The following is a 15,880-nucleotide window of genomic DNA, read 5'->3' as shown; positions in this document are numbered from 1 at the left end:
CCTTAGACGCTTGTCGTCGGGAGTATGACGTGAGGATGGGTTAGATGCCCATAATTTATTTATGTTAGAAACTCTACTTATGGAGTTGTAAAGACGACCCTATAAGTAGGGTTTTTGTTATTGTTACATATGGATTAAATAATATATTTGGGGGTACTAGATTTGAAAAAAGTAAGAAAAGCAATTATTCCAGCTGCGGGACTGGGGACAAGATTTTTACCGGTAACAAAGGCAATGCCGAAAGAAATGTTACCAATTGTTGATAAACCAACAATTCAATACATAGTAGAAGAAGCGATAGAATCAGGAATTGAAGATATTATTATTGTGACTGGAAAAGGAAAGCGTGCGATTGAAGATCATTTTGATCATTCATTTGAATTAGAACAAAACCTTTTAGAAAAAGGAAAGTATGAAATGCTTGAAAAGGTACAAGCTTCTTCAAGAATTAATATTCATTATATAAGACAAAAGGAACCGAAAGGACTTGGACATGCGGTATGGTGCGCGCGTAAATTTATAGGAAATGAACCATTTGCGGTATTGCTTGGTGATGATATTGTACAAGCTGAAACGCCATGTTTACGTCAATTGATGGATCAATATGAAGGGACACAGTCGTCAGTTATCGGTGTACAAACAGTACCTGAAAATGAAACACATCGTTATGGTATTATCGATCCAATTGAAAAAAATGAACGTCGTTATCAAGTGCGTCAATTTGTTGAAAAGCCAGCAGAAGGTACAGCACCATCTAATTTAGCGATTATGGGTCGTTACGTATTAACGCCAGAAATCTTTATGTTTCTTGAGAATCAACAAACAGGTGCGGGTGGAGAAATTCAGTTAACGGATGCGATCCAACGATTAAATGAAATTCAACGTGTATTTGCTTATGATTTTGAAGGTATTCGTTACGATGTTGGGGAGAAGTTTGGATTTATTAAGACGACAATTGAGATGGCACTACAAAATGAAGAATTAAATGTAGAGTTAATGAAGTATATGAAAGAACTTGTAGAAAAAGAAGAGGTACATTCATAAGAGAATGGCCTTTTTATTATCAATAAGATATGAATTATATAAAGAAGGGAACATGTATATTGAGTTATCGAAAACGGCTCTCATTATTAATTTTATTAGATTCATTTATTGTATTAACTGCCGTGTATTTAAGTTATTGGTTCATACATCCAAATATATTAAGCAAAATTCCTACGACAGTAATTATTAGTTCTATTACATTATTGTGTAGTCATCATATTTTTGCTGCTATTTATAAGCTTTATAACAAGGCGTGGGAATATGCGAGTATTGGAGAATTAAAACAAATATTTAAAGCAATTACACTTTCTATTATTGTAACAGCAATTGTTCAACAAATCATAAATCATGATGTTTATGTTCGGATTTTAGTAATTGCATGGATGTTACATTTATTATTAATTGGTGGTTCTCGCTTTGTATGGCGTATGTTCCGCGATACATATATTACAAAAGCTGCTGATAAAAAACGAACATTAATTATTGGCGCAGGTTCAGCAGGGACAATGGTGGTACGTCAATTGCAACATAATAAAGAAGCAGATCTATATCCAATTGCATTTGTTGACGATGATAGTAATAAACAAAAGTTGGAGATTTATAACGTGCCGGTTGTTGGTACAACAAATCATATTCAAGAAATTGTAGAAGATAATGATATAGAACATATTATTATCGCAATTCCTTCATTAAATAGAAATCAAATAAACGAGATTTTTGAGAAGTGTAGAAAAACGAAGGCGAAAACGCAAATTGTACCAATGCTTGAAGATCTTTTAGATGGCAAAGTTTCTGTTAATGAATTCCGAGATGTACAAGTGGAAGATTTATTAGGAAGAGAGCCAATCCAATTAGATGATGCAGGAATTGGAGAAAAAATTGCTGATAAAACAATTTTAGTAACTGGTGCTGGTGGATCAATTGGATCAGAAATTTGCCGTCAAGTAATGAAATATAAACCAGCAAAAATCGTACTTTTAGGACATGGTGAAAACAGCATTTATAATATCGAAATGGAAATGCGAGTTACTTATAAAGATACAGTTGAAATTACGACAGAAATTGCTGATATTCAAGATCGACATAAGATCTTTGAAATAATGAAAAAGCACCAACCATATATCGTATATCATGCAGCGGCACATAAACATGTACCTTTAATGGAACGTAATCCTGAAGAGGCTGTAAAAAACAATATTTTTGGCACAAAAAATGTAGCAGAAGCTGCAGATACATTTAAAGTAAATACGTTTGTTATGGTTTCTACAGATAAAGCTGTAAATCCAACGAACGTAATGGGAGCTACAAAACGATTTGCTGAAATGCTTGTTCAACATATGGCGTCTGTAAGTACAGGTACGCGATTTGTAGCTGTTAGGTTTGGTAACGTCCTTGGAAGTAGGGGAAGTGTAATCCCGCTATTTAAGAAGCAAATTCAAAAAGGCGGACCTGTAACAGTTACCCACCCTGATATGATTCGTTACTTTATGACAATACCAGAAGCTTCTAGATTAGTTATTCAGGCTGGAACGCTAGCTAGAGGTGGAGAATTGTTCGTACTAGATATGGGGGATCCAGTTAAGATTGTGGATTTAGCTAAAAATTTAATTACTCTTTCAGGTTTTTCTATTGAAGAAATTGGAATTGAATTTACTGGATTAAGACCAGGCGAAAAAATGTATGAAGAGCTATTAAATGAGGGTGAGATCCATCCAGAGCAAATATTCCCTAAAATTCATATAGGAAAGGCTGTTTTAATGGATCAAGAGATTTTAAGGCAGTTTATGAATGACTTTGAAGGAATTAGTAAAGAAGAAATAAGAGAACGATTATTAGATATTGCAAATAATAAAGTTAATCTTAAAAACTAATTTAAGGGAAGGAAGTTTTTTAAATGGGAGACAGAATATTTCTTTCATCACCACATATGAGTGACGAAGGTTATGAAATGCATTATGTTAAGGAAGCTTTCGATACAAATTGGATTGCGCCACTTGGGGAAAATGTAAACGGATTTGAAAGAGAACTAGCCGAGAAAGTTGGGTCTAAAGAAGCTGCAGCACTGTCTTCTGGGACAGCTGCAATTCATTTGGCTTTAAAAGCAGCGGGAGTAGGGGAGGGAGATATTGTTTTCTGCCAAACACTTACATTCTCAGCTACTGCCAACCCTATCGTTTATCAAAATGCTACTCCCGTTTTCATAGATAGTGACTATGAAACTTGGAATATGTGTCCTAAAGCTTTAGAAGAAGCTTTTAAAAAATATCCGAACGTAAAGGCAGTTATAGTAGTTCATTTATATGGTCTTTCTGCGGATATGGATAAGATTGTTGCACTTTGTAAAAAGTATGATGTGGCTTTAATTGAAGATGCTGCAGAATCTTTAGGAACGTACTATAAAGGTAAGCATACTGGAAGTTTTGGTGATTATGGTATTTTCTCTTTTAATGGAAATAAGATTATTACAACCTCTGGTGGTGGTATGCTCGTTTCTAATAATGAAGAAAGAGTTTCAAAGGTAAGGTTCTGGGCTACTCAAAGTAGGGATCAAGCAAGACATTATCAACATAGTGAATTAGGTTTTAACTATCGCATGAGTAATGTAGTTGCTGGTATTGGTAGAGGACAGCTTAAAGTGTTAGATCAAAGGGTTCAGAAGAAAAGATATATATTTGATTTTTATAAGAGAGAATTAGGAAATCTTGAGGGTATTGAATTTATGCCTAGCAATGAATGGAATGAACCGAATTATTGGTTAAGTTCTATGACGTTGAACGGTAAGATTCGCCCAATTGACGTGATGGAAGCTCTTGAAAAAGAAAACATTGAATCTAGACCGGTTTGGAAACCAATGCACTTACAGCCATTCTTTGAGAAATATGATTTTGTTGGTACAGATGTGTCGGAGAAACTTTTTGAGAATGGTGTTTGCCTACCAAGTGATACAAAAATGACAGATAAAGATTTAGATAGAGTTGTGAAAATTATTAAAGGGTTGTGGATAGCGTAATGAGGAGTTCTAAAGTTGGCATCTATGGACGGTTTATAAAAAGACCAATGGATTTAATACTATCTTTAATTGCTATTATAGTATTAAGTCCAGTGTTTCTTATAGTTTCTATACTTGTAAAAACGAAATTAGGTAGTCCAGTTTTATTTAAACAAAAAAGACCAGGACTTAATGAAGAAGTTTTTATGATGTATAAATTTAGAACGATGACGGATGAAAGAGACGCTGATGGTGAACTGCTTTCAGATGATATAAGGCTAACAAAGTTTGGGAAATTCTTGCGTTCAACTTCCCTTGATGAGTTACCTGAACTATTTAATATTCTTAAAGGAGATATGTCAATTGTAGGACCAAGACCCCAATTGGTCCGTGATATGGTATTCATGACTCCAGAGCAAAGAAAGAGACATAGTGTTTTGCCAGGGCTTACTGGGTGGGCTCAGGTTAATGGTCGAAATTGTGTTACTTGGGAAGAAAAATTGAATTTTGATTTGCAATATATTAATGGTATTTCTTTTTTAGGAGATTGGAGAATAATTTTTATAACAATTTCTAAGGTGTTTAAGAGGGATGGAATAAGTACTGAAGGTATGGAAACAGCTGAGGATCTTGGTGATTATTTGTTAAGAATAGGTCAGATTGATAAAGAAATGTACATTAGAAAAATAGAAGAGAGCAGAAAATTAGGTTGACAAGAGAGATGGTGCGGAAATGATAAATGCGAATAGAAAAGATGTTTTAGTTTCAATAATCACCCCTGTATATAATTCTGAAGAATACATAGGTGATACTATCAAAAGTGTGCTATCGCAAACACATGAAAATTGGGAAATGTTTATTGCTGATGATTGTTCCCAAGATAGCACTGCAGAAGTTATAAGCCAATTTAAAGATGAGCGGATTAAATACTTTAAGTTGGATGAAAATGCTGGCGCTGCGGTGGCAAGAAATAAAGCTTTAGAAAAAGCAAATGGAAATTTTATTGCATTCTTAGACGCAGATGATATGTGGAAGCCTGATAAATTGCAGAAACAATTAGAATTCATGATTAAGGATAATATAGGATTTTCGTTTACAGGATATGAGATTTTAAAAGAAGAAGAAAATAAAGTTATTAAGGTTCCTTCTCAGCTCAATTATAGCCAATTTATGAAAAATACAATTATAGGTACATTGACTGTTATGATTAACGTTGACATTGTAGGAGAAGTAAGATTGGTTAATGTAAAGAAAGATCATGATTCGATGACATGGGCTAAGATCCTCAGGGAAGGGAACCTAGCATATGGTTTAGATGAAAGCTTAGCTTATTATAGAAAAGTTGAAGGTTCAATTTCAAATGATAAATTTAAGGCTGCTAAAAATCATTGGAATAACTGTAGAAATATTGAGAAGTTATCATTGCCCAAATGTCTTTACTATTTCTTTTTTTATGGGATTAATGCAGTGAAAAAGCATTATTTTTAAAAACATTTTTTGTGAAAATTTCTTTAGAAAATTAGGGACATATGGAAATTATCTATTGAGGTGCTTTTATGTATAAAGTCGGTGTATGTGGACACTTTGGGGGCGAAAAAAATCTCCTTAATGGTCAGACGGTAAAAACGAAATTATTAACTAAAGAATTAAGAATAGCCCTTGGGACACAAGATGTAAACATAGTTGATACTCATGGGTGGAAAAAAAATCCTTTTAAGTTATTTTTGGATTGTTATTTTTTAATCCGGAATTGTGAGAATATAATCATTTTACCTGCGCAAAATGGAGTTAGTATCTTTGTGCCATTGTTCTTATTTTTAAATAAGCTATATAAAAGGAAGTTACATTATGTTGTTATTGGTGGATGGTTACCTAATTTGCTAAGTGAAAAACAAAAACTTAAAAACCAAGTCAGCAAGTTAGATGGAGTATATGCAGAAACAAACAGTATGATAAAATCGCTTCAGCAACTAGGTCTAAATAATGTGCAAAAGCTTGTGAACTTTAAGCGTTTAAATATTCTCCCACAAAATGAACTTTGTTTCTCGAATGGAAAGCCATTAAAGTTGTGTACTTTTTCTAGGGTAATGAAAGAAAAGGGAATTGAGGATGCGGTAAAGGTAGTAAAGAATATTAATACCTTAAGGGGGGAAGTGAAGCTTACACTTGATATATATGGGCAAATTGAAGAAGGCTATAAAGAAAGATTTGAAGAGCTGCAACATAGTTTCCCAGACTATATATCATATAAAGGTAGTGTAGATTTTGATAAAAGTGTAGAGATTTTGAAAGATTATTTTGTATTACTATTTCCAACACATTTTAAAACTGAAGGGATACCAGGCACTATTATTGATGCATATGCTGCTGGAATTCCAGTGATAGCATCAAAATGGAATTCAGCAGATGAAGTTATTACTGAAGGAGTAACAGGGCATATATATAATTTTATGCATTTATCAGAATTAGAATTGCTTTTAAATTCAGCATTAGATGCCCCTGAAAATATGGAAAATATGAAAGAGAATTGTTTGAAGAGAGCCGAGGAGTTTTTACCAGAAAAGGTTATTGGTGATTTTATCCGAAATATGTAAATAATTCTGTATTTATGTCAAAAGGATAAATCAAGTGTTGTTAAGGTTAAATTTAATTTAGACGGATCATATATAAGGTAAATTAAGCATCGAGCAAGGGGCATGTTTGGAATGACAAAAGAAAATCAACCTAAAAGACTTTTATGTATTGTAAATACAATTAACGCAGGTGGTGCGGAAACCTTCTTAATGAAGCTATATCGCGCGTTGGATAAAACAAAATATCAAATGGACTTTTATTGTATGTCCTTAGAAAAAGGATATTATGAAGAAGAAATAAAGGAGTTAGGTGGAAAGGTTTATTATGCAGTACCTAAATCTCAAAACTGGATTAAGGCTTTTCTTACATTAAAAAATGTTGTGAAAGAAAATAAGTATGAATGTGTAATGAGAGTCTCACAGCACTCATTGGCAACATTTGATTTAATTGCAGCAAAAATGGGCGGAGCAAAAACATTGGTACAAAGGTCTAGTAATTCTAATGCCGCTAGTGAAATTGGTAGAGTATTACATAATCTATTTAAATGGCTACCCATGACAATTCCCAATGTTAAGATTGCACCATCTACAGAAGCTGCAGAATATACTTTTGGTGAAAATTGTGTGGAGCATGGAAAAGCAATACTTGTTAAAAATGCCATTCCTTTGGATTCTTTTCTATTTAATAAAGCAAGAAGAGAGAAACTTAGGAAAGAGCTTAACCTAGATGATAAGTTTGTTGTTGGTCATGTGGGGAGATTTGATGCTCAGAAAAATCATAGTTATTTAATCGATGTTTTCTCAGAAATAGTAAAAAGAAATGCCGATAGCATATTAGTTTTAACAGGAAAAGGTTCGCTTGAGAATAACATAAGGAAAAAAATAGAAATCCTGGGTTTAGTCGAAAAAGTTGTTTTCACGGGAGTTAGATCTGACGTCCCCGATATTATGATGGCAATGGATGTATTTATTTTTCCATCGCTATATGAAGGAATGCCTAATACAGTAATTGAAGCACAAGGGACAGGATTGCCCTGCATTATTTCAGATACAATTACTAAGGAATCAGATATAACAGGAGATGTTACGTATCTTTCTATCAATGATTCAGCAGAAAACTGGGCTAAACATGCCATAAGTTATTTAAAAGGCTATGAAAGAAAAAATGTTCGAAAAGAATTTATTGCAAAGGGATACGACATTACCTCTGAGGCAGAACGGTTAATGGAAATAATCCACCATTAAAATGGGGTTTTCTTTTAAAGAACGTGTAATATTTTTTTAAACCTAATGTATTAGGTTGGCGATAGGAAAAAGATATATTCTTTTAATAGATTAGGAAGTGATTCCAAGTGTTTGGCATAGTTATATTTATACTATTATTATTAGCACTAATAATAATAGGATTTTTAAATGAAAAAAAGGGCATTATTATATATGTGATTTTTTCATTAGTTTCACCAAATCTTCATTTAAAAGGAATACAAATAAGTTTTGAAATAGTGGCATTCTTTATGATATTTTTAATTTTAATATTTAAAAGAAGTCAGATATTTAGCTTATATAAAAATTGGCCGTATAGGCAGTGGATATGGATTTATTTCTTCCTAATTATAATATCGTCACTGATAGCGGTAATAAAGTATGATATTGCGATAAGTTGGATAGGTATTTTTGGATATTTTAGGGTTATTTGTGTTATTTATATGCTTCAGTATGTATTGAGAGAAACACCTGAGAAACATCTAGATACTATTATTTCACCTATATTAATTATTAACTTAATAGTATCTGTTATTCAGTTATCGACCCCCAGAAGTGTACAGTTATTTTATGATTTATATTTTAAGGATTCTATGACACCATTAAAAGAAGTATTGAGCCTTGGTTATTTTAATAGAGCATATGGTACATTTGGTACCCCAGTATTATTAGGCGTATTTGCATTGTTTGCGTTTGCACTATATCTTGGATATTACGTAGAAAAAAGGCCCTGCCGTTTTTTAATTCTAAAGATATTAATGGCAGTTTCATGTGGTTTAACTGCATTGTCAAAAACAGCTATATTAGGGATGCCGATGTTAATGATAATTATATTTATACTAGGTATCTTTAGGGTTATTGAAATTAAAAATAAAAAGGTATTAATAATTCCATTTTTTACAATAGCCATTGGTTATTTTATGGTGGATTTATTAGAGAAGGCAGGCTTCGCGATATCTTGGTACGTTAGGTTTCTAAAGAATCCTTTTGAAGCCTTTGGGACAAGATATGATGCTGGCACAGGGATTTTAACAGAAACGTACGAAATAATAAATCAGAATTTAATTTTTGGGGTTGGGCCATCCAAAATTGGGGATGCATTTGTTGGAGATTCTATGTATATTAATATACTTTACACCTCAGGAGTATTAGGTTTTTGTATTTTCTTTGGTGTATTAATGTCTTCTCTCTTTATAAATAGTGTAAAGAAGAATGCTACTGCAATTATGTGTAGCTTGACTATTATTTTAGGTGGATTTGCAGCGCCAATTCATTTAAATATCGTATCTGTTGCATTCTTAGCGTATATATTTAGTAAAGCAGAATTAAATGGGGCTGAATTGATAAAAAAATAGACTAATCCTTTGATAATTGGTTTGTATATTTTATATGAGACGGATGAGAGGTCTAAAATATAAACAAGTATGACTATATTTCAAATGCTTGTATATCATCGATGTTTAAAGTGAATTTCAGAAATGTATAGGAGAGGATTTCTACAATATGAGACGTTCCAAATTTAGAAAAAATATATCTAGAGTTCTTAGTGCTTGTGAGCCTTATGACAAATTTGGTTGGATAGATAAAAATCGTGAGTATAGGGAATCAAAAAGGGAGTTACAAGAAAATGAGTATTTAGAAAGTGCACCACCATTAATTTTTGAATGGCCATCATCTATTACTAAACCATATGTAGGGTTAGTAAAGTCAGAAAAAGGGAATAAGGCATATTGGCCGAAATTTGAGCGGTTTCTAAAAGAAAATAATATTCCTTATGATGAACTAGATATTAAAGCATCAAACTTTATAGTAGAGTGTAAAAAATTTGATGTTGTTGTTTGGCGAACCCCATCAACATATGTTGAGCAATGGGAAGCTGCAGATAAAATTGATTACATACAAGACTATCTTGATAAACTTGTTTTACCATCCAAAGAGGCTTTATGGATGTATGAAGATAAAATTAGATTGCAGTGGTTACTTGAATTAAATGGACTACCTACTATTAAATCATTTATATCCTATTCAAAAGAAGAAACAGCGAAATATATTGAGAATTGCGAGTATCCTTTTATATCTAAGGATAAAACTTGCTCAGGTTCAGAAGGTGTCCATTTAATAAAAAATAAAAGACAAGCAAGGAAGTTATGGCGTAAAATTTTTCACCATGGACTAAAATTAAATAATTCTTATATAAGACAAAAAAATTATGTGTTATTCCAAGAATTTGTACCTAATAAAGGGTTCGATCTTCGGGTTATTATGGTAGGGGACTCATATTTTGGTTACTACAGATACCCTAAAGCTAATGATTATAGGGCTTCTGGGTCTGGAGTTGTTACAAAAAAAGATATTCCGTTGGAAGTATTACAGTTGGCTAAAAAAGTTCGTGAGAGCCTTCCTGATTCGTATTTATTAGCCGTTGATTTTTTACAAGATACACGTAACGATAAGTATTATATTATAGAAACCTCAATTTTTATTAGCATTGATTCGTGTGAGCAGCTAGTCGTAGATGAAGTTGCTGGACGGTATATTGAAAAGGATGGAAAATTCACCTTTGAACCAGGGCGTTTTTGGTTACAAGAGTTAATGATGCAGGAAATGATGAAAAGGTGGATTGATAAAAACTTAGAGAGGGAGAGATTAATATAATGAAAATTACTATTGTTGGAGCCGGTAATGGTGGAACTACGATGGCAGCAGATTTAACCCTTAAAGGTCATGAGGTAACATTATTAAAAACTTCAAATCAGCTTCATAATAAGAATTTTAATTATCTATTAAACAATAAGGGTAGGATATTGTTTAAGGATTTGGATAAAACAAATTCTATAAAAATTAATACAGTAACTACGTCTTTTGAAGAAGCGTTTTGTGATAATACAGAGTTAATTATTTTATTTATTCAAACCAACTATCATGAAGAAGTTATAAAAAAAATGGCTCCATATTTAAAAGATAATCAAACAATATTAATAGAACCTGGATATTTAAGTACAACTTTCTTTAAGAAGTATTGTGGACACTTAAATTTAATTATTGCTGAAGCTGAGAGCTCCCCAATCGATTGTAGGATAATAGCGCCAGGAGAGGTACAGGTGTTATTCAAAAATGTCCGTAATCCTATTGGTATCTATCCTAGATATCGTAGGGAGGAAGGAATGTCCATTTTAAACCAACTAGATTATAATTTTACACCTCTAGAATCAGTGGTGGAAGCTGCACTTCATAATCCAAACTTAATAGTCCATACTGTGGGTGCAATCATGAGTATACCACGTATAGAATTTTCAGAAGGAGAGTACTGGATGTATCGTGAAGTGTTTACACCAAGCATCTGGAATTTAGTTGAGAATTTAGATAATGAAAAATTAGAAATCTTGGCTGCATTAAATTTAAAAGCAGTCCCATATGTGGAGGCATGTAAATTTAGAAATTCTGCGGATTTAAATCTTGATGCTAAAGAAGTGTTTTTTGATTATGCGAGGAATAACTCCCCATCAGGGCCAAACGTTAGTAATTCTAGATATATTACAGAAGATGTACCAGAAGGATTAGTATTACTAGAATCTTTAGGGGAAGTGTTGAATGTTAAGACTCCAGTTTGTTCTTCACTAATAGATATTGCTTCGGCATGCTTAAAAACTGATTTTAGGAAGAGTGGAAGAACTGTTAATAGACTAGATAAGCAGATTTTGATGGATATATTGGGTGTTCCTAGTTTTGTATAGAGTTAATTTAACTTGTTTTACTTTGGAATATTTTTTATAGAAACACATAAGGAAAATTTAGATTTTCCTTATGTATTTTATATAAATTAAGTTTAATTTTTATAAAAGGAAATCTTGTTTATTAAATGTAGTTAATATTGAATATTAGATTTGAAAACATTTAATATTCCTTACTATAGAATCGTTAGTTTATAAATCAAAATTAAAGATGACAGATCTAAACCATTAATGTGAGGAAAAATTATAATGAGTACGAAAAAGAGAGTTTTAGAAAATTCATTTTTATATACATTTAGTTCATTATTAATTAACGCGGTAAGCTTTTTTCTATTACCTGTCTATACTTTATTTTTAACTCCACAGGATTATGGGATTGTTAACCTTGCCAATAATTTTATTCAAGTTACTATATTTGCTATTGCCTTTTCATTATATTCGGCAGTTGTCCGATTTTATGCGGATTTTAAGAATGACATAGAAAAAGTAAAACGATTCTACGGAACTATTGTAACTTTTACAGGTATCTCAGGTATGGTAATAGTTAGTTTGGGTTTGATTTTTAATGAAATATTAATTTCGTGGTTTTTTGATGGTATTTCTTTTTATCCAGCAGTTTTTATAATACTGTTATCTGTAACATTTTTTTCGTTACGTAATTTACATCATAGTATGTTACAAGGTATGCAGCAAGGTAAAAAATTAACGTTGATAAATTTAATATTCTTTGGTTTACAAGTATGTCTGACACTATTTTTTATTGGGATTTTAAAGCTTGGAGCAATAGGTGTCCTGCTTACAACATGTTTGTTGAATATTGGTTATTTTATTTATATGGTATTTGATTTAAAAAGAAATAATTTAATAACTTTTTGCATTGATGTAAAAATACTGAGAGCTGCACTAGCGTATTCGTTACCGCTTATCCCACATGATTCATCAACTCAGATTGCTAGTTTTGCATCGCGTATTTTTATAAATGTGAATGGATCATTGGCTTCAGTTGGATTGTATAGTGTAGCATCACAATTTGGGGCACTAATAGATACAGTACAGTCTTCTGTTAATAGGGCTTTTCAACCCTGGTTTTATGAAATGATGAATAAAGATAATTTGAATAGTAAGAGAGAAGTTGTTAACCTTTCAAGCTTTTTACTTTTATTATATTCACTAGTATATTTAGGAATTGGTCTTTTTTCACAAGAAGTGATTATACTTATGACGAATAAAGGATATATATTGGCTTGGACAATAATTCCTATATTAGTCATTGCATTTTCTTTGAAATCAATATATTACTTTTATGTTAATGTTTTATTTTATCATAAAAGTGCTGTGAGATTTATTTTTATTGCAACTATAATAGGGAGTTTTGCGGATATAATATCTGCATACATGTTAGTTCCGAAATATGGAATGTACGGTGCGGCTATTTCTTTTTTAATTGCTAAAATGATAGTTGTCACAATTGTAGTCTTATTAAGTAAAAGATATGATGATATTGGTTATAGAGTTAAGGGTATGTTACGGATTATCATTTCTAGCATTATTTTTATGGGAGTAGGGTTATATTTTAGTTACACAAAGTATATGACGGTATTTAGTTGGAGTAACTTATTTTATAAGATATGTATATTTCTTTTATACCTAATATATGCATATTTAACAAATAGGAAGATTATCAAAAAAATTGTGAACACTGAAAAAATTCAGCAAGTCCTAAAAAAGAAAGGTAAATTAAAATCTAAGCATTCAGCATAAGCAGGATAGTTAGGGTTTAATTTTTCAATAAATTTGTGAACATTGAACTGGAATTTCTTGTTTCAAATTATATTCTAAGGGGGTTTATTAATGTATAAGATAGCAGTAGCCGGCACAGGTTATGTAGGTTTAGTAGCAGGTGTATGTTTTGCGGAAGTTGGGCATCAAGTAACTTGTGTTGATATAGATGAAAAAAAAGTGAAATTAATGAAATCTGGGGTTTCACCCATTTATGAGGCGGATTTAGAAGAACTGATGCAGAAAAATTACACTGCAGGAAGAATTAATTATACAACGGATTATAAATCAGCATACAAAGATGCAGATGCTATTTTTATTGGAGTTGGGACTCCAGAACAAGCTGATGGTTCTGCAAACCTTTCATATATTGCAACCGTGGCAAAACAAATCGCTGAAAGTGTAGAAAGAGATTGTCTTGTTGTTGTAAAATCAACCGTTCCAATTGGAACAAATGATAAAGTGGAGCAGTTTATTCAAGACTTTTTAGTTAATGACGTTAAAGTAGAGGTAGCATCAAATCCAGAGTTTCTAGCACAAGGTTCCGCTGTTCATGATACGTTATATGCAGAAAGAATTGTTATCGGTACTGAAAGTAAATGGGCAGAAGAAGTATTAATGAATCTTTATAAGCCCTTTCATTTACCTATCGTTTCAGTTAATAGACGATCCGCTGAAATGATTAAGTACGCTTCCAATGATTTCTTAGCTCTTAAAATTTCTTATATGAATGATATTGCGAACCTTTGTGAGCTAGTTGGTGCGGATATTCAAGATGTTGCAAAAGGTATGAGTTTTGATGAGCGTATTGGAAGTAAATTTCTAAATGCAGGCATTGGATTTGGTGGTTCATGTTTCCCTAAAGATACTAAAGCATTAGAGTATTTAGCGCGACAAAATGGTTATGAACTAAGAACCATAAAGGCTGCAATTGATGTGAATAAAGATCAAAAGACTTTATTATACAAAAAAGCGAGTCAAAGATTAATTACTTTTAATGGTCTTAAGGTGGCAGTATTAGGACTAACGTTTAAACCCGGTACAGACGATTTAAGAGAAGCTGCCTCTCTTGAAAATATTCCTCTACTACTAGAGCAAGGTGCAGATATTTATGCATTTGATCCAGTCGGTGTCAATAACTTTGCGAAAGTGTATCCAGAGGGAAGAAATAAGAACGGAAATATCACATACGTTACAGATATTGAACAAGCTTTAGAAGGAGCGAATGTTTGCTTTATCTTCACCGAGTGGGGAGAAGTGAAAGCACTAACTCCAGAGATTTATAAAAAATTAATGAGAACACCATTAATTTATGATGGAAGAAATATTTATGATGTTCAAACTATGCAAGAAACCGGGATAGAGTATCATTCTATTGGCAGAAAATCAACAAGTAGAGAACGTATGAAGGAGTTGAAGAATATTGAATTACAAACCTCTAGATATTAGTAAAGTATATCTTATTACTGGGGCTGCGGGTTTTGTAGGATACTTTCTTTCTAAAAAACTACTAGAACAGGGTTGTCAAGTAATAGGTATTGATAATATAAATGATTATTATGATGTGAATCTGAAATACGCCCGTTTAGAGAACCTTAAACCATATGAGAACTTTACCTTTATTAAAGGCGATATTTCGGATAAGGATACAATTGATAAACTCTTTGAAGAGTACAAGCCAAATATTGTAGTGAATTTAGCAGCACAAGCTGGTGTGAGATATTCAATTGAAAATCCAGATGTATATATTCAAAGTAATATTATCGGTTTTTATAATATCCTAGAAGCATGTAGACATTATCCAGTAGATCATCTTGTATATGCATCATCTAGTTCTGTTTATGGAGCTAATAAAAAGGTTCCATTTGAGGAAACAGATTTTGTAGATAATCCAGTATCACTGTATGCATCTACTAAGAAATCAAATGAGTTAATGGCACATACGTATAGTCACTTGTATAAGATTCCTGCAACTGGATTGCGTTTCTTTACAGTGTACGGGCCAATGGGGCGTCCGGACATGGCCTACTTTGGTTTTACAAATAAATATTTCAATGATGAATCCATTAAGATATTTAATAATGGTGACTTTGAAAATGATTTATATCGTGACTTTACTTATATAGATGATATTGTTGAGGGGATTCAACGTCTTTTAAGCAATCCACCTATAGAAGATGTAAAGCATACAGTATTGAATATTGGTAATAATAACCCTGAAAAGTTGATGGTATTTATTAAAGCATTAGAGAAAGCCTTGAGTAACTCCTTAGGAAGAACAGTAGAGTTTAAAAAAGAATTTGAACCTATTAAGCCAGGGGATGTACCGGCTACTTATGCATCGACGGATTTATTGCAGAAAGCTGTTGATTTTAAACCAGAGACATCTATTGAAAAGGGATTGCAAGAGTTTACCAATTGGTATGTAGATTATTATAAAGTAAAGTAATTAAAATCCTTATATGCTAGTTATAGAATGTCATTCCTAGTATAATAGACTA

General features: G+C 32.2%; 13 protein-coding genes. All 13 read left to right on the top strand.

The genetic code is table 11. The features are described from left to right. Positions 1–162: 162 nt before the first annotated feature. The 13 genes from galU to PQF83_RS18020 all read left to right on the top strand — a co-directional run bounded on the left by galU (position 163) and on the right by PQF83_RS18020 (position 15,828). The gene (gene galU, locus PQF83_RS18080) at positions 163–1,044 is read left to right on the top strand and encodes a UTP--glucose-1-phosphate uridylyltransferase GalU (protein ID WP_000757829.1); all 882 of its coding nucleotides are present in this window, start codon (positions 163–165) and stop codon (positions 1,042–1,044) included. 59 nt (positions 1,045–1,103) lie between these two features. Continuing rightward, positions 1,104–2,915 carry a polysaccharide biosynthesis protein gene (locus PQF83_RS18075; protein ID WP_000122129.1) on the top strand — a complete coding sequence of 604 codons (1,812 nt, stop codon included), beginning with the start codon at positions 1,104–1,106 and terminating at the stop codon, positions 2,913–2,915. Between the two features lie 23 nt (positions 2,916–2,938). Further along, positions 2,939–4,054, top strand: a complete 1,116-nt coding sequence (locus PQF83_RS18070) for a DegT/DnrJ/EryC1/StrS family aminotransferase (protein WP_000502777.1) — start codon at positions 2,939–2,941, stop codon at positions 4,052–4,054. Then, positions 4,054–4,746 (top strand): sugar transferase, encoded by a 693-nt coding sequence (locus tag PQF83_RS18065; RefSeq protein ID WP_001257887.1) that lies wholly within the window; start codon positions 4,054–4,056, stop codon positions 4,744–4,746. Before PQF83_RS18070 ends, PQF83_RS18065 begins: the two co-directional genes overlap by 1 nt. A 19-nt stretch (positions 4,747–4,765) precedes the next feature. Continuing rightward, the gene (locus PQF83_RS18060; RefSeq protein WP_000606280.1) at positions 4,766–5,521 is read left to right on the top strand and encodes a glycosyltransferase family 2 protein; all 756 of its coding nucleotides are present in this window, start codon (positions 4,766–4,768) and stop codon (positions 5,519–5,521) included. A gap of 68 nt (positions 5,522–5,589) precedes the next feature. After that, on the top strand, positions 5,590–6,627 hold the full coding sequence (locus PQF83_RS18055; protein ID WP_000278728.1) for a glycosyltransferase: 1,038 nt from the start codon (positions 5,590–5,592) through the stop codon (positions 6,625–6,627). A 111-nt stretch (positions 6,628–6,738) separates the two neighbouring features. Beyond that, positions 6,739–7,851 (top strand): glycosyltransferase family 1 protein, encoded by a 1,113-nt coding sequence (locus PQF83_RS18050; protein ID WP_000159723.1) that lies wholly within the window; start codon positions 6,739–6,741, stop codon positions 7,849–7,851. A 107-nt stretch (positions 7,852–7,958) separates the two neighbouring features. Further along, positions 7,959–9,224 carry a hypothetical protein gene (locus PQF83_RS18045; RefSeq protein ID WP_000467080.1) on the top strand — a complete coding sequence of 422 codons (1,266 nt, stop codon included), beginning with the start codon at positions 7,959–7,961 and terminating at the stop codon, positions 9,222–9,224. 148 nt (positions 9,225–9,372) lie between these two features. After that, positions 9,373–10,524 carry an ATP-grasp domain-containing protein gene (locus PQF83_RS18040; RefSeq protein WP_001254618.1) on the top strand — a complete coding sequence of 384 codons (1,152 nt, stop codon included), beginning with the start codon at positions 9,373–9,375 and terminating at the stop codon, positions 10,522–10,524. Continuing rightward, positions 10,524–11,603 carry an NAD/NADP-dependent octopine/nopaline dehydrogenase family protein gene (locus PQF83_RS18035; protein WP_000704913.1) on the top strand — a complete coding sequence of 360 codons (1,080 nt, stop codon included), beginning with the start codon at positions 10,524–10,526 and terminating at the stop codon, positions 11,601–11,603. Before PQF83_RS18040 ends, PQF83_RS18035 begins: the two co-directional genes overlap by 1 nt. Before the next feature lie 246 nt (positions 11,604–11,849). Further along, positions 11,850–13,361, top strand: coding sequence for an oligosaccharide flippase family protein (locus tag PQF83_RS18030; protein ID WP_000104886.1), 1,512 nt, complete (start codon positions 11,850–11,852; stop codon positions 13,359–13,361). Between the two features lie 90 nt (positions 13,362–13,451). Beyond that, a complete protein-coding gene (locus tag PQF83_RS18025; RefSeq protein ID WP_000276550.1) occupies positions 13,452–14,828 on the top strand; it encodes a UDP-glucose dehydrogenase family protein in 1,377 nt (458 codons plus the stop codon). Further along, positions 14,803–15,828: a GDP-mannose 4,6-dehydratase gene (locus PQF83_RS18020; RefSeq protein ID WP_001107054.1), complete on the top strand. Its 1,026-nt coding sequence runs from the start codon at positions 14,803–14,805 to the stop codon at positions 15,826–15,828. Before PQF83_RS18025 ends, PQF83_RS18020 begins: the two co-directional genes overlap by 26 nt. Positions 15,829–15,880 lie beyond the last annotated feature (52 nt).

Source organism: Bacillus sp. FF-1, assembly GCF_028548245.1.
Classification (GTDB): Bacteria; Bacillota; Bacilli; order Bacillales; family Bacillaceae_G; genus Bacillus_A; species Bacillus_A paranthracis.
Note: the sequence above shows the minus strand (reverse complement) of the source record. Positions and strands in the feature narration are given on the sequence as shown.

Excerpts from the sequence above, each read along its gene's own strand:
- PQF83_RS18070 (WP_000502777.1), top strand. The coding sequence starts at position 2,939 with ATGGGAGACAGAATATTTCTTTCATCACCACATATGAGTGACGAAGGT.
- PQF83_RS18065 (WP_001257887.1), top strand. The coding sequence starts at position 4,054 with ATGAGGAGTTCTAAAGTTGGCATCTATGGACGGTTTATAAAAAGACCA.
- PQF83_RS18060 (WP_000606280.1), top strand. The coding sequence starts at position 4,766 with ATGATAAATGCGAATAGAAAAGATGTTTTAGTTTCAATAATCACCCCT.
- PQF83_RS18055 (WP_000278728.1), top strand. The coding sequence starts at position 5,590 with ATGTATAAAGTCGGTGTATGTGGACACTTTGGGGGCGAAAAAAATCTC.
- PQF83_RS18050 (WP_000159723.1), top strand. The coding sequence starts at position 6,739 with ATGACAAAAGAAAATCAACCTAAAAGACTTTTATGTATTGTAAATACA.
- PQF83_RS18040 (WP_001254618.1), top strand. The coding sequence starts at position 9,373 with ATGAGACGTTCCAAATTTAGAAAAAATATATCTAGAGTTCTTAGTGCT.
- PQF83_RS18035 (WP_000704913.1), top strand. The coding sequence starts at position 10,524 with ATGAAAATTACTATTGTTGGAGCCGGTAATGGTGGAACTACGATGGCA.
- PQF83_RS18030 (WP_000104886.1), top strand. The coding sequence starts at position 11,850 with ATGAGTACGAAAAAGAGAGTTTTAGAAAATTCATTTTTATATACATTT.
- PQF83_RS18025 (WP_000276550.1), top strand. The coding sequence starts at position 13,452 with ATGTATAAGATAGCAGTAGCCGGCACAGGTTATGTAGGTTTAGTAGCA.